Source organism: Cytobacillus mangrovibacter (assembly GCF_042865275.1).
Classification (GTDB): domain Bacteria; phylum Bacillota; class Bacilli; order Bacillales; family Cytobacillaceae; genus Cytobacillus; species Cytobacillus mangrovibacter.
Genome location: NZ_JBIACJ010000005.1, coordinates 61,229 through 87,788 on the forward strand (window position 1 = coordinate 61,229; position 26,560 = coordinate 87,788).

Annotated in this window: 29 protein-coding genes; 1 reads left to right on the forward strand and 28 read right to left on the reverse strand. The window is 38.3% G+C overall.

The features are described from left to right. Positions 1-49: 49 nt before the first annotated feature. The 10 genes from ACFYKT_RS10655 to ACFYKT_RS10700 all read right to left on the reverse strand — a co-directional run bounded on the left by ACFYKT_RS10655 (position 50) and on the right by ACFYKT_RS10700 (position 8,403). Positions 50-511 carry a GNAT family N-acetyltransferase gene (locus ACFYKT_RS10655; protein ID WP_389219287.1) on the reverse strand — a complete coding sequence of 154 codons (462 nt, stop codon included), beginning with the start codon at positions 509-511 and terminating at the stop codon, positions 50-52. Between the two features lie 345 nt (positions 512-856). Then, a complete protein-coding gene (locus ACFYKT_RS10660; RefSeq protein WP_389219289.1) occupies positions 857-1,240 on the reverse strand; it encodes a VOC family protein in 384 nt (127 codons plus the stop codon). Between the two features lie 109 nt (positions 1,241-1,349). Continuing rightward, the gene (locus ACFYKT_RS10665) at positions 1,350-1,628 is read right to left on the reverse strand and encodes an ArsR/SmtB family transcription factor (protein WP_389219748.1); all 279 of its coding nucleotides are present in this window, start codon (positions 1,626-1,628) and stop codon (positions 1,350-1,352) included. Between the two features lie 641 nt (positions 1,629-2,269). After that, complete coding sequence (locus ACFYKT_RS10670) at positions 2,270-2,410, reverse strand: YrzI family small protein (protein WP_389219291.1); 141 nt, start codon at positions 2,408-2,410, stop codon at positions 2,270-2,272. 592 nt (positions 2,411-3,002) lie between these two features. Then, complete coding sequence (locus ACFYKT_RS10675) at positions 3,003-4,139, reverse strand: bifunctional cystathionine gamma-lyase/homocysteine desulfhydrase (protein ID WP_389219293.1); 1,137 nt, start codon at positions 4,137-4,139, stop codon at positions 3,003-3,005. Further along, positions 4,140-5,063, reverse strand: a complete 924-nt coding sequence (locus ACFYKT_RS10680; RefSeq protein ID WP_389219295.1) for a PLP-dependent cysteine synthase family protein — start codon at positions 5,061-5,063, stop codon at positions 4,140-4,142. Between the two features lie 23 nt (positions 5,064-5,086). After that, entirely contained in the window at positions 5,087-5,785 is a 699-nt protein-coding gene (gene mtnN, locus ACFYKT_RS10685) for a 5'-methylthioadenosine/S-adenosylhomocysteine nucleosidase (RefSeq protein ID WP_389219297.1), read from the reverse strand. A gap of 16 nt (positions 5,786-5,801) precedes the next feature. After that, positions 5,802-6,440, reverse strand: a complete 639-nt coding sequence (locus ACFYKT_RS10690) for a class I SAM-dependent DNA methyltransferase (protein WP_389219299.1) — start codon at positions 6,438-6,440, stop codon at positions 5,802-5,804. 176 nt (positions 6,441-6,616) lie between these two features. After that, positions 6,617-7,540 carry an ABC transporter permease gene (locus tag ACFYKT_RS10695; RefSeq protein ID WP_389219301.1) on the reverse strand — a complete coding sequence of 308 codons (924 nt, stop codon included), beginning with the start codon at positions 7,538-7,540 and terminating at the stop codon, positions 6,617-6,619. Then, the gene (locus ACFYKT_RS10700; protein WP_389219303.1) at positions 7,537-8,403 is read right to left on the reverse strand and encodes an ABC transporter permease subunit; all 867 of its coding nucleotides are present in this window, start codon (positions 8,401-8,403) and stop codon (positions 7,537-7,539) included. The genes ACFYKT_RS10695 and ACFYKT_RS10700 overlap by 4 nt, the downstream gene beginning before the upstream one ends. 152 nt (positions 8,404-8,555) lie before the next feature. On the opposite strand from ACFYKT_RS10700, the gene ACFYKT_RS10705 reads away from it, so the two are divergent. Further along, the gene (locus ACFYKT_RS10705) at positions 8,556-8,762 is read left to right on the forward strand and encodes a YrzA family protein (protein ID WP_389219304.1); all 207 of its coding nucleotides are present in this window, start codon (positions 8,556-8,558) and stop codon (positions 8,760-8,762) included. 10 nt (positions 8,763-8,772) lie between these two features. On the opposite strand, the gene ACFYKT_RS10710 is transcribed toward ACFYKT_RS10705, so the two are convergent. From ACFYKT_RS10710 to recD2, 18 genes are all read right to left on the reverse strand, one after another. After that, on the reverse strand, positions 8,773-9,543 hold the full coding sequence (locus ACFYKT_RS10710; RefSeq protein ID WP_389219306.1) for a YrrS family protein: 771 nt from the start codon (positions 9,541-9,543) through the stop codon (positions 8,773-8,775). Between the two features lie 176 nt (positions 9,544-9,719). Further along, a complete protein-coding gene (locus tag ACFYKT_RS10715) occupies positions 9,720-11,480 on the reverse strand; it encodes a peptidoglycan D,D-transpeptidase FtsI family protein (RefSeq protein WP_389219308.1) in 1,761 nt (586 codons plus the stop codon). Positions 11,481-11,526: 46 nt separating this feature from the next. Next, positions 11,527-11,826 carry a hypothetical protein gene (locus ACFYKT_RS10720; RefSeq protein ID WP_389219310.1) on the reverse strand — a complete coding sequence of 100 codons (300 nt, stop codon included), beginning with the start codon at positions 11,824-11,826 and terminating at the stop codon, positions 11,527-11,529. A 15-nt stretch (positions 11,827-11,841) separates the two neighbouring features. Further along, on the reverse strand, positions 11,842-12,318 hold the full coding sequence (gene greA, locus ACFYKT_RS10725) for a transcription elongation factor GreA (protein ID WP_389219312.1): 477 nt from the start codon (positions 12,316-12,318) through the stop codon (positions 11,842-11,844). 159 nt (positions 12,319-12,477) lie between these two features. Next, on the reverse strand, positions 12,478-13,113 hold the full coding sequence (gene udk / locus ACFYKT_RS10730; protein WP_389219314.1) for a uridine kinase: 636 nt from the start codon (positions 13,111-13,113) through the stop codon (positions 12,478-12,480). Between the two features lie 6 nt (positions 13,114-13,119). Then, positions 13,120-14,388 carry a peptidase U32 family protein gene (locus tag ACFYKT_RS10735; RefSeq protein ID WP_389219316.1) on the reverse strand — a complete coding sequence of 423 codons (1,269 nt, stop codon included), beginning with the start codon at positions 14,386-14,388 and terminating at the stop codon, positions 13,120-13,122. A gap of 132 nt (positions 14,389-14,520) precedes the next feature. Beyond that, a complete protein-coding gene (locus tag ACFYKT_RS10740) occupies positions 14,521-15,450 on the reverse strand; it encodes a peptidase U32 family protein (RefSeq protein ID WP_389219317.1) in 930 nt (309 codons plus the stop codon). Between the two features lie 6 nt (positions 15,451-15,456). Then, complete coding sequence (locus ACFYKT_RS10745; protein ID WP_389219319.1) at positions 15,457-16,095, reverse strand: O-methyltransferase; 639 nt, start codon at positions 16,093-16,095, stop codon at positions 15,457-15,459. 213 nt (positions 16,096-16,308) lie between these two features. Then, positions 16,309-17,436: an endolytic transglycosylase MltG gene (gene mltG, locus ACFYKT_RS10750; protein WP_389219321.1), complete on the reverse strand. Its 1,128-nt coding sequence runs from the start codon at positions 17,434-17,436 to the stop codon at positions 16,309-16,311. Between the two features lie 217 nt (positions 17,437-17,653). Further along, entirely contained in the window at positions 17,654-17,944 is a 291-nt protein-coding gene (locus tag ACFYKT_RS10755) for a DUF1292 domain-containing protein (protein WP_389219322.1), read from the reverse strand. A gap of 13 nt (positions 17,945-17,957) precedes the next feature. After that, complete coding sequence (gene ruvX / locus ACFYKT_RS10760) at positions 17,958-18,374, reverse strand: Holliday junction resolvase RuvX (RefSeq protein ID WP_389219324.1); 417 nt, start codon at positions 18,372-18,374, stop codon at positions 17,958-17,960. Positions 18,375-18,377: 3 nt separating this feature from the next. Further along, the gene (locus tag ACFYKT_RS10765; protein ID WP_053477113.1) at positions 18,378-18,644 is read right to left on the reverse strand and encodes an IreB family regulatory phosphoprotein; all 267 of its coding nucleotides are present in this window, start codon (positions 18,642-18,644) and stop codon (positions 18,378-18,380) included. A 121-nt stretch (positions 18,645-18,765) separates the two neighbouring features. Continuing rightward, positions 18,766-21,399, reverse strand: a complete 2,634-nt coding sequence (gene alaS / locus ACFYKT_RS10770) for an alanine--tRNA ligase (RefSeq protein WP_389219326.1) — start codon at positions 21,397-21,399, stop codon at positions 18,766-18,768. Between the two features lie 605 nt (positions 21,400-22,004). Next, positions 22,005-23,087, reverse strand: coding sequence for an AI-2E family transporter (locus ACFYKT_RS10775; RefSeq protein WP_389219328.1), 1,083 nt, complete (start codon positions 23,085-23,087; stop codon positions 22,005-22,007). A gap of 90 nt (positions 23,088-23,177) precedes the next feature. Next, a complete protein-coding gene (locus ACFYKT_RS10780) occupies positions 23,178-23,312 on the reverse strand; it encodes a YrzQ family protein (protein ID WP_389219330.1) in 135 nt (44 codons plus the stop codon). A gap of 40 nt (positions 23,313-23,352) precedes the next feature. Further along, the gene (locus ACFYKT_RS10785) at positions 23,353-23,544 is read right to left on the reverse strand and encodes a hypothetical protein (RefSeq protein ID WP_389219332.1); all 192 of its coding nucleotides are present in this window, start codon (positions 23,542-23,544) and stop codon (positions 23,353-23,355) included. Positions 23,545-23,556: 12 nt separating this feature from the next. Further along, positions 23,557-24,030 carry a PRC-barrel domain-containing protein gene (locus ACFYKT_RS10790; RefSeq protein WP_389219334.1) on the reverse strand — a complete coding sequence of 158 codons (474 nt, stop codon included), beginning with the start codon at positions 24,028-24,030 and terminating at the stop codon, positions 23,557-23,559. 90 nt (positions 24,031-24,120) lie between these two features. Then, positions 24,121-26,535, reverse strand: a complete 2,415-nt coding sequence (recD2, locus tag ACFYKT_RS10795; RefSeq protein ID WP_389219336.1) for an SF1B family DNA helicase RecD2 — start codon at positions 26,533-26,535, stop codon at positions 24,121-24,123. Positions 26,536-26,560 lie beyond the last annotated feature (25 nt).

The window sequence follows — 26,560 nt, forward strand, 5'->3', positions numbered from 1 at the left end:
ACAACATCCATGATATGTGGAAAACTAATTAACTAACTTGCTAGTTACTTTAAGAAGGGAAATATTCCATTGGTTCCGTACAATGAACATAACCATTTTTCTTATAATAATTAATAGATTCATCGCTTGGCCATACGATAACAAATTCATACTTATTTTCTTTAATCCACTTATTTATTACACTAAGCATATTACTTCCGATCCCCCTATTTCGAAATTCTGGAACTGTATAAACGTTAGTCATATACGCAAATGGATATGTTATTCTACCTGGTCGTGGTACTTTTTGTATTAATTCTATGTATATATGTGAAACAACTTTTCCATTTTCTTCAGCAACCCATATAAACCATCGACCACTATTCAGTGCACTCTCTAAAAAGGATTGGCACTCTTTTTCAAAATCAGTAAATGATGCATTTTTCTTACTTTCATCATGTTCAATAGTGAAATCCCATCTCATTTTTATTAATCGCGAAATGTCTTTTGCTTCAGCAAGTCTTATGTTCATCTCTACTTCCTCTCCTTATTAGTATTTTCCAATAAATTCTACTGCTCATCATTATTATTCAACACCTTTTTCAAATTCCCTTGCCATTGTAGAATGATAATTCCTTACAAATAAATAACCCCATCCTAGAATTAGGACAGGGTTACATAAACATTGTTGTTTAAACCTGAAATCGTAGAAGTTGATTTGCGCTCCAGGCGTTCGCTTTCCGCTCCAATCAACAAGTCTTTTGATAAACAGAAAACTTATTCAAATCAAATATCGAAAATCCTCGATAAAAAGCATTTCACCGTATTTAAAACTTATCAAGGAACTCGTTTAGAACCTAGATTAGTATGTAAAAAGTTACTGCTGTATTATCTGAATAAGGTTTCCGCATGTGTCGTCGAAGACTGCTATTGTGAAATCGCCCATTTTTGTTGGCTCCATAGTAAATTTCACGCCTTTTTCTATTAATCGTGTGTATTCAGCGTGAATATCTGCAACACCAAACATTGTTGCTGGGATACCATCAGAGAATATCTTCTTTTGATATGCTTTTGCAGCTGGATGGTTATTCGGTTCAAGTAAAAGCTCGGTACCTTTTTGATCTTCTGGAGAAACAACTGCTATCCATCTAAATTCTCCTGTAGGAACATCATGCTTTTTGACAAAACCCAATGTTTCCGAATAAAATGCTAGTGCCTTATCTTGGTCTTCTACGAATATGCTGGTAACAATAATTTTCATACTTCTTTTCCTCCTTTAATAGTTGCAACTTATTGTGCTGTGCTAACTATCTGCCTGCAAGCAAAACACCCAACACATTAGTCAGTAATCCTGTTCCGATTTAATAAAATTACTCTATCCATCCTTTCAGCAAATTTTTAAGTGGTTCATTGTTGAATATAAGTACTCGGTACTTTCCCTTTCGTTCTGATTTTACGAGACCTGCTTCTTCCAATGCAGAAAGATGTTTCGCGATCGCCTGTCGCGAAATGGAAAGGTTGTGTTTCGTAATAAGACGTACTGTAAGTTCATACAACGTCTGCTCGTTTCGCTCCGAAAGTTCATCTAGGATTAGTCGTCGAGTCGAGTCTCCAAGTGCTTTGAATATAGCGTCTTTGTCCCAATTCATATATTTAGTATAAGCAACTTTACGGTTGCTTGTCAACTATAGGCAACTAAATGGTTGCTTGATTAAGGAATTGTATCATTCAATAATGATGTTTTACATTCCTTTTAAAATGTTTCTTTTCAAAACCCCGCCCCGTTAGTTTAGTAACTTCTACAAAAAATGCGTCAATCCTTCTTGGATCAACGCATCCCCCTAACATGATAAATAAAGAGATGACGTATGCTAATTCATACGTCATCTCTTTATTAAACTGAACATATTTTCTTATTCAACAACACTTACTTCAGAGTAAATGATTAATCCTATCGTTGAGCAAAGCACGATCCCCATCACAATTGTGAACATGATTTAGCCTCCCTTAACATTCCATTATTCATTTTAAATTTACCATACTCACATAGTTAATATTTAAAACAAATATGAACATTTTGTTAAAGAAGAGAGATCTAGATCTAGATACTACTGTTTGCGTTTTTTCTTCCGAAACTTGAGCGTTAGCAACAAGACATGTAATGACATGTGGAATCCTCCTCAAACGAATTTGGGCTAGGTGGAATCCTTCTCCACCCATAAAACTGCTTGACGGCATTGCATTAAAATAAACATCTTAACTACCACCTTTCATTGTTATTTTTGATAAATTAAAAGTGACGATACAGTGAGAATTGACGATCACGGTTTTCATCGTGAATTTTCTTAATCATTTCATTATGAAGGACTTCTTCAATAGAAATATTTCTTTTCTTAATCGTTATCGTTAAAAATAATATATTTAGGGTCATGATGGGTTTCACCTCCTTTTTTTTCCATAAAAAAACCGCAAAGAGACACTGCTCCTGCGGCTAAATTTAGGCACAAAAAAGCCACAGGTACACGAATCTCCCTGCGGCATGGATAGGCTATAAGTAAATACTAAGCAATCCAATTCCTAGCGGTCGAATTCGTAAAATATAAAAATTTATTGAGTTTTCCAGCTTCAATCATGTTCATCATCATTTTATTCGACCTCCTTTTGGAATTTTTTCACTTACATTGGTAATTATAACCACACTACCTCTATTTGTAAACATCTTTCTATTTGTTTTTTTGAATTTTTTTAAAAATAGGCTGTTCTCACAAAATTTATTACTTTTAACATGGTTGGTAGAGGTTGATTTCCGCTCCAGGTACTCGCTTTCCGCGGGGTGGGCGCTGAGCCTCCTCGGAGCATAGCTCCTGTGGGGTCTCAGCTGTCCCATACTTCCCGCAGGAGTCTCGCACCTTCCGCTCCAATCAACTAGTCTTTTTGGTAAATAAAAACTTATTCAAAAACAACATTTTTTTAGAACCAACATAAAACGCCCTCTAATAAGAGGACGTTCCAAACAAACTAATTTATTGCTCTAAAGCCTGTTTCAAATCTTCAATTAAATCTTCTGCATCCTCAAGCCCAACAGAAATACGAACTAATCCGTCTGTAATTCCAAGTTCAGCACGTCGCTCTTGCGGAATAGACGCATGAGTCATCCGGGCAGGAACGGAAATTAAGCTTTCAACTGCACCTAAGCTTTCTGCAAGTGTAAAGTACTTCACTTTCTTTAGAAGTCTATCCGCATTCGCTTCACTGCCAATATCAAATGAAATCATTCCCCCAAAGCCATTTGCCTGTTTTTTGGCAATGTCATGATTTGGGTGTGTTTCAAGGCCGGGGTAGTAAACTTTTGTTACAGCAGGGTGGCTTTCTAGAAACTCCACGATGGCCTTAGTATTGCTTTCTGTTTCTTCCATACGAATACCGAGGGTTTTGATCCCTCTCATTAGAAGCCATGAATCCTGCGGGCCTAGGACTCCACCTGTTGAATTTTGGACAAAATGCATATCTACAGCTAGCTCTTCACTGTTTACTACAACCAATCCTGCGACAACATCACTGTGTCCACCAATATATTTCGTCGCACTATGAAGGACGATATCGGCACCTAGGTCAATTGGTGTTTGCCAGTAAGGGGTAGAGAAAGTATTATCAACAATTGTAAGAAGCTGATTCTCTTTTGCTACCTTTGCTGCTTCTGCAATATCGGTAATCTTTAGAAGTGGATTTGTTGGTGTTTCTAAGTATAAGGCTTTCGTGTTTGGCTTAATTGCTGATTGGATGTTTTCTAGCTTGCTCGTATCAACAAATGTCGATTCAATGCCAAAACGATTCAATACCTTTGTCATTACCCTATAAGAGCCGCCATACACATCATCGGTCATGATGACATGGTCACCGCTGTTAAACAGCATCATTACAGCTGTAATGGCTGCCATCCCTGAACCGAAGGCAAATCCAGCTTTTCCACCTTCTAAGTCTTTAATAAGCTCCTCAAGCGCGTGACGTGTCGGGTTACCCGTACGGGAATATTCAAATCCTTTATGCTCTCCAACGCTTTCTTGCTTGTATGTGCTTACTTGATAAATCGGTACAGATACAGCACCCGTATTCGGGTCACCTGAGATTCCACCATGAATCAATTGAGTCTTTTTTCTCATCTAGATCCCACCTTCGTAAATTTTCTTGCTAATATATCGGTCACTTCCGTCTGGAAAAATCGTGACAATATTCGTCCCAGCCTTTGCATTTTTTGCCTCTGCCAAGGCAGCATGAAGAGCAGCACCTGATGAACTGCCAACTAACAAACCTTCCATTAGAGCTAATTCCTTCACACAGCGAAATGCATCTTCATCCAATACCGTATGAATTTCATCAAAATACGCGGAATCCATAAATTCAGGAAGGAATTCCATTCCGATTCCTTCTGTTTTATGTGGACCTGATTCACCGCCATTTAAGATCGATCCTTCTGGTTCCACAATGACTGTTTTTATTTCACGATTTTTTTCTTTTAAAAAGCGGGAAGTTCCCATAAAGGTACCACCCGAGCCTGCTCCAGCTACAAAAATGTCAATTTCGCCATCCAGCTGCTTCCATAGTTCTGGTCCTAATGTTTTATAGTAAGTCGCTGGGTTCGCTGGATTGCCAAATTGCTGAGGGCAAAATGAATTAGGAATTTCATCAAGCAATTGCTTTGCCTTTGCAATCGCACCTTGCATCCCTTCACTTGTAGGTGTATGAATAATTTCTGCCCCTAGCGCTTTCATAATCACTTGTTTTTCCATGCTGAACTTTTCCGGCATACAGACAATGACTTTAATCCCTTTATTTAAAGCAGCAAGCGCTAAGCCAATCCCCGTATTCCCTGCTGTCGGTTCAATGACAGTTCCGCCTTCTTTCAGCTTGCCGCTTTCCAATGCATCTCTTAATAGCTCTTGCCCGAGACGATCCTTCACACTTCCACCAGGATTCAGATATTCAAGCTTAGCAAATAAACGAACACCTTCTGGGAGAGTAAACTGACTTAACTCAATTACTGGCGTATTCCCGATTAGCTCATGAATATTTTTATAAATGTTCAAAAAACCTCATCCTTTATTCGGAGTTACTTTTTCATTGCTGCTACAATCTTCATAACTAAGTTTGCTGAATGAAGCGCTGCTTTTTCAAGGAATTGATCAAATGAAACATCAGACTCTTTCCCTGCAATATCTGATAAAGAGCGGATGACAACAAATGGCGTACCGAATTGGTAAGAAACTTGCGCAATCGCTGCTGCTTCCATTTCAACCGCTTGAAGATCTACGAACTTATCACGGATGTACTCCACTCTTACCGGGTCATTCATAAATGAATCACCTGTTGCAATTAACCCGCGAACCACTTGAATATCCTTAATTTCCTTAGCACATGCCTCTGCAACCTGAACTAATTGATTATCTGCTTCAAAGGCAGGTGGAAGCTGAGGAACTTGCCCATATTCGTAGCCGAATGCAGTTACATCCACATCATGATGTCTTACCTCTGTTGAGATTACTACATCCCCAACATTTAGATCAGGATTAAATCCTCCTGCTGAACCTGTATTTATTACAAAATCCGGCTTAAATCGTTCTAGTAAAATAGCCGTTGACAAAGCTGCATTTACTTTACCGATTCCAGAACGTAAAAGTACAACTTCTACCCCATCCATTTTTCCAGTTGTATACTCACAGCCTGCGATAACTTCCTGTGATTTGCCCTCTATTTTTTCACGCAGTAAAGTTACTTCTTCTTCCATTGCTCCGATGATTGCTATTTTCATTGTTTGAACCTCTTTCTTATTTTTTGACTCCTTCCATAATCCAGACAAAATCATTTACCTGTTCGAACTTTGCTGTAAATCTATTTTGCTCTAGCAATCCTTTTAAGAAAGGAATGGTTGTATAGTATTCACGCTGCAAATCTTCTGCTAGATTATGAAAACCGTCTTCTTTTGCCTTTTCTATTGCGCTCTTATAGCTTTTAGCAGACTCATACATTGTATCCGCAAAGACTATTTTACCACCTGATGCAAGTAAGTTTCCATACTTGGCAATAGCTATGCTTTTTTCTTCATCGGTTAAATGGTGAAAGGCGTAAGAACTGACAACTGTGTCATATGTTTGATCATTCGGAAAGGTAAGAAAATCACCGTCAAAAATATGAGCCTGATCACCCAGCTTTTGAATAGCAATTTTCCTCATGGAAGGTGATGGTTCCATCCCAGTGACTTTTAACCCTTTATCTATTAGCTTTGCAGTTAAGTTACCAGTACCAGGTCCAAATTCAAGAACATGGCCGAATGAACGATCTGCAACCATCTGCAATAATTGATCATAATGCTTAAACACTTCTTTATACTCTATATCATGACCAGTCACGCTATCATCATAGGTACCAGCCCATTGCTCAAATAGTTCGATAAACTCTTTCCCCATTTTCGTTCACTCCTCTAATTATACACTTATAATTCCTATGAGTATACTATGAATTAAACAAAAAACATGTTCTTAATTTATCATATGTGTATAGAACATTCAACAATGGAAACCTGTTCACTTGAATTAAAAATAACACCCAATTTTGTGAAATTTGGATGTTATTTTTTTTCAGATTACAGATGACTCGTTCTTCTGCTCATATTTTTCAATGAGATATTTAAGCCCGCTGAAAGAAGGTAAAATGAAAATAGTAATAGCATATATGCTATTAATGGATATAGAATGACCCATTGAGAGTGATATAAGAAGGAGCGAGATTGACCAATTAGTCCTGACCATTCATTTGTTATTGAAAGGTAGATAGTAGGGAAATATTGTTTTTCTGTTCCGCCTAGAAAAAGATTAAAGATTCCTAGCTGTCCAATAATATGTAATACTTGTATGCATTCATTTACAAACAGAGCAAGAAGATTGCCTTTAATAGCAGGAAGAATATGTTGTTTAGAAATGTGGTGGTTACTTCCTCCAAGTGTTTTTGCTGCTTCCACGTATGCATTTTTCTTTATTTCAATCGTTAAATTAAAAATTACATTGTAAATGCCAGGGATTCCTAAAATCACCATTAAAATGCCTTGAATGAAAGCTAAGTAAGCAGGAGGAAGGTTTGGCTCAATATTTATTCCTATCATAATGAAATAAATAATGATAAAAATCGGAATGCCGCTAAATAGAGATATCTGTTTATTTTTTTTCTTGTTAACTGGGGACAATACCCCGTTAAAGACCCCAAAAGCTGTTCCTATTATTATTCTGATAACAGCTACAATCAACACTGTAAAGACTGTGTATTTTGCACCATATAGTAAGAGTGTGAGAATATCATACCCCCATTTATCAGTCCCAAATAAATGTTCTTTGGAAGGAGGAAACGGGGAACCTTTCAATTGCTGGCTTCCATCATCAGTCGTTATATATCCTATCTTTTTGGAATACTCTAAATCATAAGGTGCTACATATGGTCCAATTACGGACATAATGACAAAAAAGGATAAGAGGATAATACCTAAAATTAGAAAAGGATTAGGGTTTTGTCTCATTTGGCTAGCCACCTTTCAACAACAGCCAATAATAATCTAATTGAATGGTAACAGAACAAATAAAGGACAAATAATGATAAAAGGCAAATTATCACAAGATTGTATTGATACCCAAACTTACTTGAATGAACAAATATAAATGATGTTAGTCCACGAGTATTATATAAATATTCCACAATGAAGAGGTTGCCCATCATAATGCTCAAAACTTTATGTAAATCGGCCTTCAAAAAAGGAAGGGTATTTGTTGTCACATGGTACAAGTAAATATATTTTTTTCCAAGTCCTTTAGACTTTGCCATAAGAATGTAGTCCTCAGCCATTATTTCCGATGTTGCTTCAGATAAACTTCTAACTAAATAGATCGCAGGGATAATGATTAATGTAAGGATAGGTAGAAAAATTGCTGGGTCATCAATGGAAGAAGAAGCTACTTTAAAAGTCTTTACTCCTAATCTTTTATTTAAATAGACGACTGCTATTTGCAACATAAGCACGAGAAGAAAATCGGGAACCATTCCTAAAAATCCTAAGCTTGTATTTATCCAGCGATTCGATTTCTTCCAGAAGAATATCCCTAAGGAGATTGAAATAACCATAACAATGATAGCTGAGATTATTAAATATAAATAGGAAGATAAAAAATAGGAAACTAGGTCACTAAATATTAAACGAGTTCGTTCACCTTGAGAATAATACCAAGTATCACCTGAAAAAAGTCCCCCAAAAAAATCCTTAATAACTACTACCATTCCTTCAACATTCAAGGATACCTTTTTATCGATATTGATTAAACCTAAAGGAAGAGCCGCCAAAATAAGCAATAAGAAAAGACTCATTAAGTTTCGGTAGAAAGTTGTCATTTCCCCTCCAAATTAACTTATTTTACTTTCAATTCATTTTATCTGAATATTTAATTATATAGCAACAAATTTAAAGGAAAATCTATAGAGGTTTTCTAATAAAATATATTACAATACTTATGAGGAACTTATAGTAGGAGGTTATTTAGAAGATGAACTTTCACCTTGACTTAATTGAGGATAAGATTGAATTCTTTGAAGCATATGATTTAAAAACATTAGAAAAAAATATTTCAGTTCAAATTGAAAATAATAGAGCTATTCTCCTTTCTGTGCATCATGTTTCTCATCAAATGAGCATGGACGAGAATGGAAGAAGATATTATTCTGCGGTTGTACATTTTAAGGTAAAAAAATGAGGGTAGCTGATTAGCTATCCTCATCTTTTTTCTCTGTTTCTTTTTTTGTTTCTTTTTTGGCTTCTGATTTCTTTTCTACTTCATTCAACTCTTCTACTTTTGTTGGTTTCCAGCCCTGCCCGTCTACCCAATCAATATAGACACGATATTTCTGCTGCTGATCTTTCGTTGTAATCGTCCCAACTGATTTATTAAATCCGTTGTTTCCAAGGAACCAGACATTCATATTGCTCTGATCAACACCAGTAGCATAAGATATTGCTTGCAGCATTTCTGACCAGTCTACAGATTCTTTGTCATAGACAGCATAATGTTCACCCGTTTGTGAGGTTCCAATCGGCTTCCAGCTAGGATTTTCAATCGCCTTTTTTACATTTCCATCATTTCCACCTACGGTAACAATTGCCTCTTCTTCATTTGCTGGTTCTGGTATTTCTGCTTGTTCAATCTCATTGTTATCCGTTGAAGCTTCATTATCCTCTTTTTCGATATCAGTCTCTTCTTCAGATTCATTCTCTTTATTTTCAGCTATATCTGAGTCTGTATTTTCATCAGCACTTGAAGCTTTCTCTTCTTGTTCCGCTTCTGTCTGTTGTTCTTGTGCTACTTCTTTATCTGTCGCATTTTCGTCATTTCCTCCAAAAAAGATTTTGGCAGAGACAAAAACAATTAATAAAACAACAAGGCCAATTAACAAATTTAAAATTAAATTTGTTTTTCTTCGTTTCCCTCTCATTTCGGAACGTAATCCCTGATTAGATGGATCATAATTGCGGCTCATAAAAATGATTCTCCTTCCCGTTCTTTTGGCTCTATCTTGTGGGATACTTACTTTTCATATTTTAACATGACTTCATACAACTTGAAAAAAATCTTATCTTCTCTCCTTAACCAGACGGAAAAATTGATAGGAAAGTTTCACTTTAGCATATAAAGTAAGTAAATTGGAGTTACCATTTAACCATTATGATCGATGGCGTAGATTTCTTTTACAATATCAGCAAAGAGAGCGTTCACACCACCGGAATTCCCTGTTCCCCCTAGTCTAACCGTAACAAGTGCATATTTCGGTTTATCAAATGGAAAATAACCTGCAAACCATTTATTATAGAGTGGCTTGTCTCCATCCATTCTCCCCGTTTCTCCTGTACCAGACTTGCCAGCCACCTCATATGGAAGCCCCTGCAAACTTCGTCCTGTTCCATTCTCATTGATAACTACTTCTCTCAGAAGCTTTTGCAGCTTCATCGCGGTATAGGGAGAAATCGTCTCCCCCTTTATATTTTGCTCATTGAACTCAAGTAAAGAAGTACTGTTCTTATATTCAATCTTTGATGCTACACGAACCATTTCCTTCTTTCCCCCTCTTGCAATGGTTGCCATCATATTTGCAACTGCTAAAGGGGTAGCACGAACCTCATGCTGACCGATACCGGTAAGGGCAACAAAGTTATTATCCTTTTTGGCATCCTCCGATAAGAAAATTCTTCCTTCATCTTCTTGAAGCTGCTTGAAACCATTGAAATGATAAATATCTCCTATCCAACCAGCAGGCCCAGTCAGTGATAGCTTTTCTGCAAAATTTTCAAGGATATTTGGATCCACCTCTTTTAATTCTTTGGCTAGAGTAGCAAACGTATTATTGCAGCTTCTGGCAAAGCTATTTGTAAAATCAAGCATTCCATATTGAAATAATGGATCAGGCTGCCCCGTTATTGTCTTGCTACAGTCAAATTGACGGGATGGACTAGTCAGCTCATGATCGATGGCTGCAGCAGAAACGACTGTCTTAAATACAGAACCGATAATTTGCTGCTTAAGCATTAGGTTTTCCGTTCCACCAGTGTTTTTATTGAAAGGGTCACTTTGATTAATAGCAGGTCGAGAAACCATCGCTAATACTGAATTTGTCTCAATATCAAGAAGAACAGCACCCCCACGTTCGATCCCATGTTGATCGACAAGTTTCTCAACCATCGTCTGTAAATCATGGTCTAGTGTTGTTTTGATATTAATTGGATAAAAAGGATTAGCTGGCTCAACATATTTGACATTAATTCCAAACAAAGGGCCACCAGTTGCATCGACATGATAGACAAGCTTTGACTTTCCATCAGGTAAAAGAAATTCATCGAAGCTTTTTTCCATTCCAGTTAGCCCTACCATTGTTTTTGAAGAAAGCTCTTTGTCTGGGTAGCGCTTGCGAAGTAATGCTTCATTTTCTCCTGTAATCCCAACCAAGTGTTCCGCAGGATTTTGAGTTAAATGATACTTTTTTTCTACAGCAAATACTCCAGGAATTTGCAAAGCATTTATTTTCTCCATTTGAAGTTCTGTTAATTCAATCGGATTCGGGTTGCCATAGGCAAACGGTTCCTTTGCTGATTCTATTGCATGCTTTAGCGCATATTCAGAGGCACCTATGATTTCTGAAATACTTTTACTATCCCAGTCCATTTTTTTCAAAAAGGGAAATAGAATGAGGACTAATTTGTTCTGATGAGTAATAGGCGTTCCATCCTTATAAAGAAAGTTCCCCCTCCCAGTATCAAGGATCATCTCTTGTGAGCGCTGGCTGACACTTGCCTCAATCAAATTAATTCCTCTTTTTGTAAAATGCTCTGTATCCACTAATTGAAGCTGTGTTAGCCTGCCAAGCAATACTGTCAATCCTATTAAACATAGACATAACCATATAATTGCTCTTTTTTTCCACATAAAAAACACCTCGTCAAGAGTTTTGACGAGGTTTCTGTTTTTCAAACTACTTATTAGCTGATTGTAGGGAGCAAATAGTTTTTATGTAACCTAATTTGCATATTTTACCAATTTCAGGTTCATAAATTCCTTTTAGTGACCTCTTTATCCATTTTTCACTAATAGTGGGTTCATAAAATCTTTTTCGCGACCTACTTTTCCTTATTTCACCGCTTAAGGGCTCATAAATTTTTTTCAGCGACAAAATTAACTGTTTTTTACCATTTGCAAGCTCGTAAAATCTTGACCCACTACATCCGGGCGCATCTTCCAAAACAAAAGGAGAAGGTTCCTCTTCTCCTCTCATCTAAAAAAGAAATCTTTACTTAATTGTCACGATTCGTACATCCATGTCTCCACCAGGAGTCTGAACTTTCACTTCATCGCCAACTTTGCGGCCGATCAGGCTTTTAGCAATTGGAGAGTCGTTTGAAATTTTCCCATCAAATGGATCAGCTTCAGCACTTCCAACGATTGTATAAGTTTCTTCTTCGCCATCAGGCAGTTCAATAAATGTAACAGAGCGGCCTAGACCAACTGTATCTCCACTCATTTCATCTTCTGAAATAATCTTTGCATTTCGAATCATATTTTCAATTGTTGTAATACGGCCTTCAACAAATGCTTGTTCTTCTTTAGCAGAATCGTACTCAGAGTTTTCAGATAAGTCACCGAAACTACGAGCAATTTTAATACGTTCTACCACTTCTTTACGCTTAACTGATTTTAAATATTCTAATTCCTGTTCAAGCTTCTCTTTACCAGCTTGTGTCATAGGGAAAACTTTTTCAATTGCCAAAACCTTCACTCCTTCAAATTTTCACAACTCACCAGTGAATCGTGTCTTTCTTTTTTATGTAATCAGGTACATGCATAAGGAGCGCGTCCCTTAAAATAAGGGCGCGCATTTCATTCGTCCACTTTGTTGGACCTATAATATATTTTCTATGCTATTGTGTCATAAAAATGCCTTTTGTTCAAGAATTGTTTGAATTTTTGTTACCATCAGGTCAATGGCCACATGATTATGACCGCCTTCTGGAATAATGATATCCGCATATCGCTTCGTTGGTTCAATGAATTGATTATGCATCGGACGAACAACGCCTACATATTGTTCAATAACAGAATCCAATGTGCGGCCACGTTCTTTAATATCTCTAGACAAACGTCGAATGATACGCAGATCTGCATCTGTATCCACAAAAAGCTTAATATCCATTAGATTACGGAGACGTTCATCCTCAAGAACAAGAATCCCTTCCAAGATGATTACATCTTTTGGCTCTACAGTAATCACTTCATTGGATCTTGTATGCATCGCATAATCGTATACAGGCTTATTTATTTGCTCATATTGCAAAAGCCTTTTTAAATGCTCGATTAATAAATCGTTATCAAATGCAAGCGGGTGATCATAATTTGTTTTCAACCGTTCTTCAAATGGCAAATGGGTTTGATCTTTATAATAATAATCTTGCTCAAGGATCATAATCGAGTGACCTTTAAAACAATCATAAATAGATTTAGTCACACTCGTCTTTCCAGATCCAGAGCCGCCAGTAACACCGATAACAACAGGTTTGCGTTCCATAATATTTTAAATCTCCTTTCGCATCATGTTGTTAGGAAATACCGGTTTATCCAGCTTAAATTGAACAATTTGAAGTGGGTGCCGGGCTGCGTCCAGCTCGTTCCCAGTCTCATCCCAAATCTTATCAATAACATGGGTGAAATTCTCAATCTCTGGTCCGAAAAATTCAACTTCCTGTCCTGGTTTAAAGTGGTTACGTTGTTGAAGAGTAACCATTTTGGTTTCTTCATTATAATCCAATACCAGTCCAACAAAATCAAAATTCGTCTTTTTGCTATGATTTCCAAACATTTGCTCCTTATACCCAGGAACTCCTTCAAAGAATGCTGGAGCCGTATCACGATTTGCGCATTTAGCTAATTCCTTCAGCCACTCCTGTTGAATTTGGAAATTTTCAGGATCTGCACAATAAGCATCAATGACCTTACGATAGACACTTACAACTGTTGCAATATAGTGAATGGATTTCATCCGGCCTTCAATTTTTAAACTATCAATTCCTAGTTCAATCATCTGAGGAATGGCTTGAACTAAATTTAAGTCTTTTGGACTCATTGCGAATGGAGAATCGCCTTCATTAAAGAAAGGAACTTCCTGTTCTCCTTCTAATTGATATAGATCATAATCCCAGCGACATGACTGACAGCAGCCACCACGGTTCGAGTCACGGGCTGTCATATGGTTACTTAATGTACAGCGCCCAGAATAGGCGATACACATGGCACCATGGATAAAGGTTTCAATTTCAATATCGACCTTTTCCTTCATTTCACGAATATCTTCTGCACTTGCCTCACGAGCAAGAACAACACGTTCTAGCCCCTCTTCCTTCCAGAACTGAACGGCCTTCCAGTTTGATAAGGATTGCTGCGTACTTAAATGGACTTCAATTTCAGGGGCTACACGTCGGCAGGTCTCAATAATAAGAGGATCAGCAACAATTATTCCAGCTATTCCCGCTTCTTTTAAACCGAGCATATACTCTTCAAGCCCGTCGATATTTTCATTATGGGCATAAATATTTGTTGTTACGTAAATCTTCGCGCCATATTTCCGGGCGAATTCTACGCCTTCTTTCATTTCTTCAAATGTAAAATTATCTGCATTTGATCGCAGCCCATATTCTTGTCCGCCAATAAATACAGCATCTGCTCCATAATGAACGGCGATTTTCAATTTTTCTAAATTCCCAGCAGGTGCCAACAACTCGGGCTTCTTAACGATTACCCGTTTGCCGTCCACGATTTTGGAAATTTTATCTTCCACTACTGTCATAGGTAATCCTCCTAAATTAAAAGCGTAAGCGCCTTGCTCAGCCCCGACAAGCCTCACGAAAAGGTGTTCTTTACCTTTTTGGGAGGCTTGGCTGTAGACCATCGAGGGGCTAGGCGCTGAAGCTAGATATCTTTAATAAACCGTCTCTTTAAAGAAAAACCCAGTGTCCAATGGACGATTGGCAGGCTGAATTTCTTCTATTTTACTTAAGAGCTCGTCCTTTTCATCTTCATATTGATCAGGGTCTTCCACACAAAGATCAATAGCCTTCCGATAAAGCTTTGTTACCTCAAGAATATATTCAGGGCTTTTTAAAATCCCATCAATTTTGAATGAATCGACGCCAGCTTCAATCATTTCCTGCAGTTCGTCTATGATACATATATCATTTGGGCTCATGATATGTGTTCCATTCTCATCTTCAAAAATGGGGTATTTGTTTTCCCGCTCTTTATCATGCAGAAACATATTATGCTCTTGTTTCCGATTTTCAACTTCCATCACTTTCCCTTGGTACTCATAATAATTTCCTAGAAGGGAACGCTTTGATTGAAACATGGTCATCATTCCATGAACTTGTACTTCAATCTCTACCTCAGCATTTTCTTTCATTTCAACAATAGCATCCATGTTAATTTCACGGGCAAGGATAGCTCTCTTTGCCCCTTTTCTGCCCCAATAATTACATGTATACCAATTGGTTGCTGTTGTCTCTGTACTCCAATGCAAATTCATATTCGGTGTTGCTTCACGTGCTGCCATTAATACAGCTGGATCACCGAAGATCACCGCATCTGCTTGTACCTCTTGCAAAAATAGAAGATAGTCTGCTAACTCTTCCACTTTTTCATTATGAAAAATCGCGTTCATTGCTACATACACTTTTTTCCCATTCTCATGTGCAAGCTGGATTGCCTCTTTGACTTCATCCTTTGAAAAGTCAGCTGCAAGACGCAAGCCATAGCGCTGTTCACCCACGATAAAGGCATCCGCACCTGCATCTGCTAATGGGATAATATCTTCAACACTCTTTGGTGTCACTAATAACTCTGGTTTTGTCATTCTTCTTCACCTCTTTTTACTAATTGCTACCCCATCACCCACTGGCACAATTGCCGTATGAAAATCAGGATGATTCATTAACCAATAGTTAAATTGATCGATCTTCCTAACAAGCTGGCGTATATTTCTGTTTGCAAATTCTGACTCACAAACAAGGCCTTTAAAAAGAACATTGTCCGTAATAATAACACCCTTATCACTTAAATAACGGGAGTAGATTTCGAAAAAACGCCGGTACTGACCTTTTGCTGCATCAATAAAGATGGCATCAAATGGACCATGTTCTTTCACCTCTGCTTCCACTTCAAGCGCATCACCTTTAATAATATGAATTTGAGAATCCTTACCAGCTTCACTCCTATATTGTTCAGCAAGCTGAGAACGTTCAGCATCTCTTTCAATTGTGACGATCTTGCAGTTTGGAAGTGCATCAGCCATTCGGAGAGCAGAATACCCAATCGCAGTACCCACTTCCAAAATAGCCTTTGGCTGCTGAATTCGTAAAAGCTGAAGCAGCATTTCAATTCCAGCAAGCTCCATAATTGGCACACCATTCTCGTTTGCAAATTGCTCCATTTTCTGAAAGAATTCTGACCTAGCTGGTGTGATGCCTTCTATATATACATGCAGCTTTTCATTTTCCAAGCTGCCATCACCTCTATCATTTAGACATGAAAAAATAGCGTTCACGTAAGAGGATCGTAATCATGCAAAAGACTTCGCATATTACCAGCTAGTAAAAGCCGCCATCCTTTACCCATCCGTGAGTCACGCTATCGTTAACAATATAAAATACTTGTACTATTTTATCATAAATAAAAGGGGAATGCTAATTTTTCATACAATCCCCTTTACCATTTATTTGATATGTGTAGCTTTCTTTTGATTATGCTCATCAAGTGTTTTCGAGAATAAGACTTCTCCTGATGAAGTTGCTAGGAAATAAAGGTAATCTGATTCATCTGGAACCAATGCAGCTTCAATTGACATAACACCCGCATTCGCAATTGGTCCTGGGGTCAGTCCTGGATATTTGTAAGTATTATATGGCGAGTCAATCTCTAAATCTTTATACAAAACTTTCTCCTTATGCTCTCCTTGTGCATAGAGCACGGTTGGGTCTGTTTGCAATGGCATTCCTGTCGCCATTCGATTATAGAAGACACTCGCGATCTTATCTCTATCCACTTTTGCTGTTGCTTCTTCCTCAATGAGAGAAGACATCGTAAGCAATTCGTGCACAGTAAGCTCCCGTTCTTCCATTGCCACTTGATACTCATTCACAACAGCGGCTGTTTTATCAAGCATCGGTTTGACAATTTCCTCTATTGTTGGATTTTCCTTATAAAAAGGATAAGTGGCTGGGAATAAGTAGCCTTCTAAAGGGTATTTAATATTTTCATTCAAAATTTCTTCAGTCAATAGATCTGGATATTTCCCCATTAGAGATTCAATAAACGCTTGATCATTGAGCGTTTTAAAAACATCTTCTGGCTTTTTATTTATTTTCTCCGCAATGATGCCAGCAATTTGTTCTAGCTGTTTTCCTTCAGGAATTGTCACTTTAAAAACTAGCTGTTCTTCAAGCTTTCCTGTTTTCAAGCTTTTAATTATATCTGGAATGGTCATCGATGGATTCAGTTTATATTCACCAGCCATAAATCCTGTTTCATTCTTTAATTTCACATAATATTTAAAAACACGAGCATCCTTAATGATTCCGTTATCCTCAAGTATTTTACCAATACTTGTCGATGAGGAGCCAATCGGAATTTCTACTTGCTTTTCTTTCTTATCATCTGGATTGACAGGTTTTATAGCAGATTTAATATAAAAATATCCACCGCCAACTGCTGCTCCAACTGTTATAACCAGAATAATCGCAATAATCAAAACAATTTTCCGGACCAGCTTTGCTTCACTTTGACGTTCGATCATCTTCTGACGGATTTGATCTTTTTTATCATTCTTATGTTCCTTTGACATTCATTTTCCCCTCCTATCAAGGCTGCAAGCGCTAAGGAACTTCTATTTCTCTTTATTCATCACCTTAGCTTTTGATGCTAGCTGCATTTCTACACCTCGAATAATTATACTATATTTTCTTTTTGCAGTCGCAAAATATTACATAAATCTATGAAAATAAACAAATATCTCCAACAAAAAAAACTGACCTCAAGGGGCCAGTTTTCTTATTTTAGTCTTATTCTTCCTCTTCAGCAAGAAACGTATTAAGCATTTCTTCAATCATTTCCCACTCTTCTTCTGCATCTGGTTCAATCGGTATTAATTCACCATCTTGATTATCTTCACTTGGCAGAAATGCAGAAGCATGAATATCAATTTCGCCATCTTCATCTTCTTCTGCACCTATCGGATAATAAAGGACATATGACTTTCCAAATTCCTCTGAATCAAATGTGAAAAGCACCTCACATAATTGCTCGTTACCATCTTCGTCTACTACTGTAATATTTTTTTCTCCGTGTTCCATTCTTTCCACCTCATTAAGTTTGGCTATTTAAATAGCCTTGTAATATCATAACAGCTGCCATTTTATCAATCACTTTTTTTCGCTTCTTTCGGCTAACATCCGCCTCAAGCAGGACTCTTTCAGCTGCAACCGTTGTTAATCGCTCATCCCAAAGGACGACAGGCAAACCAAAGAGGTTCTCAAGCTCAGCAGCATAATTTTGACTGGCTTCTCCCCGCGGACCGATTGACCCATTCATATTCTTTGGCAAACCAACAACAATTTTACTTACTTCATGCTCTTTTATTATTGTCCCAAGCTGCTCGAAACCAAACTTATTTTCTGCCTCATTAATCTTTATGGTTTCTAAGCCTTGCGCTGTCCAGCCAAATGCATCGCTGAGCGCGACGCCGACTGTTTTCGAGCCGACATCCAATCCCATTGTCCGCATACTTTATCCCTTTCGCTGCTGCTTTAAGTATGATTTAACAAGCTCTTCGATGATTTCGTCTCTTTCAAGTTTACGGATAATGTTACGTGCATCCTTATGACGGGGAATGTACGCAGGATCCCCAGAAAGAAGGTAACCGACAATTTGGTTGATTGGGTTATAGCCCTTATCTTGAAGAGCTTCATATACTTGAAATAACACTTGATTGACATCATGCTCGATTGGCTCTTCAGGAAAATTAAACCGCATTGTTTTATCAAATGAGCTCATACTTTACACCTCTTTTTGATTGAGCATAAGCAGACGCTTCCGCTTTTTTTGTCTAGCTCCGGCACCTAGTCCTGACAAGGTGCTGGAGCTTTTCTTCATTTTACACTACTTTGTTGGGATATCAAACGGATTTAACCCATTCTTCTACAAAATTCAATGCATTTTCGAGCTTTTCCGGGTCTTTTCCACCAGCCTGGGCCATATCTGGACGGCCTCCGCCGCCTCCGCCGCATCTAGTAGCAACTTCCTTAATAATTTTCCCAGCATGGTATCCCTTTTCAATCAGATCACTGGTTACTCCAGCAATTAAATTTACTTTCCCTTCATGCACACTTCCAAGGACAACGACTGCAGAGCCTAGTTTATTCTTTAGCTCATCAGCCATATTACGTAAATTATTCATGTCTGCTGCGGCAACTTTTGCTGATAATACAGTTACACCATTAATTTCTTTCGTATTCGATACAAGGCTGCTAGCTTCAATATTACCCAATTTTGCAGCTAATGATTCATTTTCTCGTTGAAGCTGCTTCATTTCTCCAAGTAATGCTTCAATTCTTGTTGCTAATTCTTTCGGATTTGCTTTCAGTTTACTAGCTGCTTCCTTAAGAATCCCGATCTGATCGTTTAATAATTGATAAGCAGCCTCACCAGTCACTGCTTCAATACGACGTGTACCCGCTCCTATTCCACTTTCAGACTGGATTTTGAATAACCCAATTGTTGATGTATTTGGAACATGGCATCCGCCGCAAAGCTCCAAGCTATAATCTCCAACTTGAACAACACGAACGATTTTCCCATATTTTTCTCCGAAAAGCGCCATCGCTCCCATTGCTTTTGCTTCTTCAATATCTTTGTAATTTATTTCTACTTGTATGCTGCGCCAAATTTTCTCATTAACTATATTCTCGATTCTCTCTAATTCATCTGAAGTGATCTGGCCAAAGTGAGAGAAATCAAAACGTAATCGATCTTGTTCAACAAGTGAACCAGCCTGATTGACATGGCTTCCAAGTACATCCTTTAACGCTTGGTGAAGCAAATGTGTAGCTGTATGATTTTTAATAACTTTAGAACGACTCTGCTCATTAACCGTTGCTGTTAACTGATCATTTACTTTCAATATGCCTGCCTCAACGATCGCTCTATGAAGGTTCTGCCCATTTGGCGCTTTCTGAACATCCTTAATGGACACACGTAGACCATCTGCTTCTAATAAACCTTGATCCGCAATTTGTCCGCCACTTTCAGCATAGAATGGAGTTTCATCCAAAATCAGTTGAACCTCATCTCCAGCTCCTGCCATTTCTATGGATTGTCCATCTTGAACAATGGCAACAACTTTAGAACTTGCTACAAGTGAGTCATAGCCGATAAATTTACTTTCGACTTTAATCTCTCCAAGCACGCCTCCTTGAACTTGCATGGAATCTACGTCTTGTCTTGCTGCACGTGCACGCTCACGCTGACGGTCCATCTCAGTATTGAAGCCTTCATGATCAACTTTCATGCCTTCTTCTTCCGCATATTCCTCAGTCAGCTCGACAGGGAATCCATATGTGTCATAAAGACGGAATACATCTTCCCCTTGAATCCTATCACTTCCTGCAGCTTTTTCCTTTTTAATAACAGTAGATAGAATCGCTAAGCCATCATGTAATGTTTCATGGAAACGCTCTTCTTCATTTTTAATAACTTTTTGAATGAATTCGGTTTTGCTCTTTACTTCTGGGTAGAAGTCGCTCATAATTTCGCCAACTACTGGAACCAGTTCATACATAAACGGACGGTTGATGTTAATTTGTTTCGCATAACGGACAGCACGGCGTAGTAAACGGCGTAATACATACCCACGGCCTTCATTAGACGGCAGTGCACCATCACCAACAGCAAAGGCTACTGTACGAATATGATCTGCAATTACCTTAAAGGCAATATCTGATTCTTTATTCACACCATACTTTTCCTCAGCAATCTTTTCTGTTCCTTGGATAATCGGCATGAATAAATCTGTATCAAAATTAGTAGGAACGTTTTGCACAACAGAAGCCATTCGCTCCAGACCCATTCCAGTATCAATGTTCTTTTTCGGAAGTGGCGTATATGTTCCATCAGGGTTATGATTAAATTCTGAGAACACAAGATTCCATACTTCTAGATATCTTTCGTTTTCCCCACCAGGATATAATTCGGGATCATTGACGTCATTTCCGTATTCAGGTCCACGATCATAGAAAATTTCTGTATTCGGACCACTTGGACCTTCACCGATATCCCAGAAGTTCCCCTCCAAACGAATGATTCTTTCCTCTGGAATCCCTATTTGTTCGCGCCAAATAGTAAATGCTTCGTCATCTTCAGGATGAATGGTGACAGATAATTTCTCCTCTTCAAAACCAATCCACTTTTCACTAGTTAAGAATTCCCATGCCCATTCAATTGCCTCTACTTTAAAATAATCCCCAATAGAGAAGTTGCCAAGCATTTCAAAGAAAGTATGGTGGCGAGCTGTCTTCCCAACATTCTCAATATCATTTGTTCGAATCGATTTTTGTGCATTTGTAATTCTTGGATTTTCCGGAATAACACGGCCATCAAAGTATTTCTTCAGTGTTGCCACACCACTGTTAATCCAAAGCAAAGAAGGATCTTCATGTGGAACAAGTGGAGCACTCGGCTCAATAGCATGCCCTTTTTCTTGGAAAAATTCTAAAAATAAACGACGGATATCTGATCCTGATAATTGTTTCATATGTATAGCCTCCTATAAATGGTTTCTAAATTAAAAAACAAATGCGCAAGCGCCTTGGTCACCCCCGACAAGCACAAGACGAGCCTCACTAAAAAGGTGTTCTTTACCTTTTTCGTGAGGATTGGCTTGTGACCTCGAGGTCGACAAAAGCGCGACGTCCTGTCGCATTGCCGACACTAGTACGTCCTGTACGTCGGGGGTAGGCGCTGGAGCTGAACGCAGACAAACTTGTCGCAAAGTTATCCACTCCATTGGATCACATAGTTTCCTATGCAACGAGAAAAAGCCCTCATCCCTGGACAGGGACGAAGAGCTCTTCGTGGTACCACCCTGATTAAACGAAAAGCGTAAGCGCCTTGCTCACCGCTTTCACATTCATCTCTCAGATCCTTAACGCGGATAGACGACAGGGGTTAGCTGCACTCCGGATTAGCATTCTGTTATCCTTCATCTAGGAATTCTTCCAGCCAAGGAATTCCTTTTCTGATGCGTAAAGCGCGACTTGCGCTAGACACGTAGATGGGCTATAACATACTCGTTCCTTCTTCATGTTTACCTTATATTTGTTATTATAGTCGAATTATATCTAGTTAAAAACAGATTTGTCAAGGGCGGGCGAATTTTGGGTTCTTCCTTTTTCCAAAGTGTGTCCTTGCATGAACAAGGCTAACTTTTATAACTGCGAGAATGGGAACCGCAATAATTAACCCTAATACTCCTCCCGCCTCCCCGCCAATAAGGAGAGCGAACATAATAATCAGCGGATGCATATGAAGGCTTTTTCCAACAATTAATGGTGATAAAATATTGCCTTCAACAAATTGGAGGACAAAAATAATCACAACCGAGATTATCATCATTTTTACAGAAATGGTGGAAGCAATAATCAGTGCAGGGATGGCGCCGAATATTGGGCCAAAATACGGAATGACATTGGTTATTCCAATTAGCATTCCAAGCAGCAGCGGGTATTTCATGCCAAATATCCAGAAAAGCAAAGCAGAAATAGCTCCAACTACAATACATACTAGAAGCTGCCCCCTAATATAGCTGCCAAGTGATTTATCAACATCACGCAAAAAAAGGATTCCTTCCTGTCTCCATTTTCTTGGCGTCAAATACCAAACAGCCCGCTTCATTAAATCAAAGTCCTTTAACATGTAAAAGGAGATAAATGGAATAATTGCAATAATTAGTGAGTAGTTTAAAATACTTAATAACACATTTACGCTTTTAGAAAGAAGTTTATCCAAAGCTGCTTCCATAGCCAAGATGCCTTCATCAATTCTTGTTTGCAATCCATCAGGCCATGAAGAGGTTTTTTGCTGGATCACGTGAATCCATTCTCTGTACTGGTTTGCAAATTGGGGAGCATTCTCGGTAAGATCCTTTAATTGGTGAATAAAAGCTGGTATTCCCTTATAAAGAGCAAAACTAACTCCGCCAAAAAAGAGGATATAAATACTAAAAACAGCTACCCCTTTATGCAGACCGCCTTCATGTAATTTTCTTACAATGGGGTGCAGCAAATAAGTGATAAAGGCTGCCACGATAAAAGGAATGAACACTGCTATCATAATTTTTAACACTGGCATCCACAATGAATGCAGCTTTAAAAAAACAAATACAACAATAAATAATAGAAGGAGAAAACCTAACCGATAATACCATTTCAGACGAATATCCATTTTTCACCCTCCTCCTTTTATTTTTGCTGTTAATTATTGGTTTTATACAAAAAGCTGACATCTTAAAATTCAGATGTCAGCTTTTATTTTTTAGAATAATGCTTTTGTTATTCGCTTTTGGATTTTCTTTCTTTGACGACCAGACATTAAATTATTTTTTTGGGCTAGATTATATACTGCCATTCCTGCTCCAAAAACAATCGCAGAGGTTAACACACGGTTCATTTGGCTCACCTCGCTCTATTAATAATTTGCAATTTGCCTACTACAAGAGGTAACGGCGCTCGTCTTCTTCAAATAGATCATCAAGTGAACTTAATGTTCCATCTTCCTCGACTTGATGCGTACTAATTACACCTTGAGATAGGGAAAGTTCAATAAAGCAGCTCCAGCAATAATATTGGCTTATTCCAATTTTTCCGATATCCTTACTCTGGCAGTTGGGACATTTCAGCATGGAAAAGACACCTCACTCTTTAACGTTTACGATGATGGTGTCCTTCCCAATTGCAGGCGGCAATTCGGTTTTGATTATTCGTTTTCCTTCCAGCATATCTGAAAAGAACCCATCCGATAATTCATACCCTATAATTGTCCCCACTTCTTCATGAAAATATACATCTTCAAGTAATCCAAGCCGCTCTCCCTCTCTTGACATCATTGTTCTTCCAGTTAAACGGTTTGGCCCTTCAAATGTATATTCATTTGATTTCTTAAGCGGTTTAAGGACTGATTGATCCTCAACCATTACTCCATCCCATCCGAAAGAAGCAACATCTTGAACATCGATATGAAAGGTTTTTTTCAAGAGGGTTCCTTTTCGGATGAGTAAGCTCTTTACAACCCCATTGCCAGATATATGGATATCACACACTTCACCAATCCTTGAACCACTCTGTAATTCAATAACTGGGAGTCCTTTTAATAAAGAAAATGTCCGCAAAAGTTTGTCCCACCTTCCCGGAACATTCTTAGTTTGCGTTTTCTATGTGAAAAAAATAACGTGAAACGCTTTCCAATTTAACAATCTTGTTCATTCCATAAAATCATATGGGGTTATCTCTCCCATACCGATAAGTGGGTCAATATTCATCCATTCCACTTCATCTGTTAAATGCATGTTTGGTACATCCATTGTTTCCGTTTCATCCTCTTGTGAAGAATGTGGCAGAATGGCTTCCTTTAGCTTTTCGGACAGACTTGTCAATCGTGCAAGCTCATCTGCTCTTTCAACACCCATTCTCAATGCCTCTTCCTCACCACATAAGATAAGAAATTGTTTGCTTCGGGTGATTGCTGTATAAAGTAAATTTCTTCGCAGCATTCGATAATAGCTCTTAACTACAGGAAGGATAACAATTGGAAATTCACTGCCCTGAGATTTATGAACGGAACAACAGTATGCATGTGTTATTTGATTTAAATCCTGACGGGTATATGTGGCTTCAGTTCCTTCAAATGAAACGATAATCATATCCTGCTTTTCTGTATTTTCCTTCGCATAGAAAATCGAAACAATCTCACCCATATCTCCATTAAATACATGGTTCTCAGGCTGATTGACAAGCTGAAGTACCTTATCGCCAATTCGGTATTTCACTTCACCGAAGACCAATTCTTTTCTAGACCCATCCTCATTCGGATTAAAGATCTCTTGGATCATTTCGTTTAGCTTATCAATCCCTGCTGGCCCTTTATACATCGGCGCCAGCACTTGAATATCCTTTGTCGAATAGCCTTTTTTCTTTGCATTCAAAATAACCTGTTCAACAACCGTTGATATTTGTCCAGAATGACATCTAATAAATGAGCGGTCTGGCTGTTGGGAGGATATATTGACAGGAAGCCTGCCCTTTTTCATTTCATGGGCTAGTTCAATAATGGATGAACCTTCTGCCTGTCGATAAATATCTGTCAGGCTTACAGTTGGAATTCGTTCGGAAGACAGGAGGTCCTTTAATACCTGTCCTGGTCCAACAGATGGCAACTGGTCTTCATCCCCTACTAAGATTACTTGCATATTTTCCGGAATTGCTTTGAAAAGTTGATTCGCAAGCCACACATCGACCATCGATGATTCATCAACAATCAAAATCTTTCCTTCCAGTGGATTTTCCTCATGACGATCAAATCCTTCCGACCCATTCCACCCCAAAAGCCTATGGATAGTTACTGCCGGCAAACCGGTTGATTCTGTCATTCTTTTTGCGGCCCTGCCTGTTGGCGCCGTTAGCAAAAATGGAAAGGGCTCTTCCTTTTTGTAATCCTTTGGACTTAATGAACAGCCATGCAATTCTGCGTATAATTCAACAATTCCCTTAATGACAGTTGTTTTCCCTGTCCCAGGACCTCCAGTTAGAATGAGCATCGGAGACATCAATGCGGTTTGAATCGCTTCTTTTTGTGTTGGTGCGTAGTGTACCTTAATTCGTTCCTCTAGTTTGCCGAGCGCAAGCAAGAATTCTGATTCTGGAAACTGCTCATTATATTGTGTTTGCTGTAAAATCCGCTTAATATTTGTGACTAACCCTTTTTCTGAATAATAAAGGGAAGGCAAATACAATCTTTGGTCTTCTCCAATGATTTTTCCTTCTTCTTGAAGCTTAATGATTTCATTTGAAATATCGGTAAATTCAATGACATCATGCTGATTGTCTTCGAGAAGTTTTTTCACGCTCGGCAAAAGTGTTCGAGCTTCTACATATACATGCCCAGCCTGCATGCTTTCTATTTCAAGTATGTATAGACATGCTGCCCTAATTCTGTCTGGATGATTGCCCGAAATCCCAAGCTGATAGCCCAATTCATCTGCTCTGCCAAAACCAATTCCTTCAATATCCTCTACAAGCTTAAAGGGATTCCTTTGGATAATCTCAATCGTTTGGTCTTTATAAGCTTGATATATTTTCATCGATAGCTGTGGACCAAAGCCATATTGATTTAAAGCAATCATTGCCTGCTCAAGGCCCTGATGCTCCATTAACGTATCGTATAAGGATTTCGCTTTCTCTCCAGCTAGTTTAGGAATTTGATCAAGCAAGGAAGGCTGGTTAAGGATTTTCGAAATAGCATTTTCTCCTAATGCGGCCACAATACTTTCAGCCGTTTTCTTCCCAATTCCTTTAAACAGCTCACTCGATAAATAATTGACGACACCTTGTTTTGTCTGAGGGATATCTTTACGAAAATGACTGGCTTGAAACTGGACTCCAAATTTCGGATGATCCTTCAATTCGCCATAAAAAATATACGTCTCTTGTTCATGCATTTTCGGCAAGTATCCAGTAATAACTGCTTCTTTGTCTTCATAATGCTCATTTGTTTCCTCTACGCGAATACGCAATACCGTATATAAATTTTGCTCATTATGAAAGATCGTTACTAAATGCCTGCCCTTCATAAATTTCCTTTGTTCAGCAAATAAGTCTAAGGAGTCCTGCTTCTCCATCCCTTTTCCTCCTTTCCCTCATCCT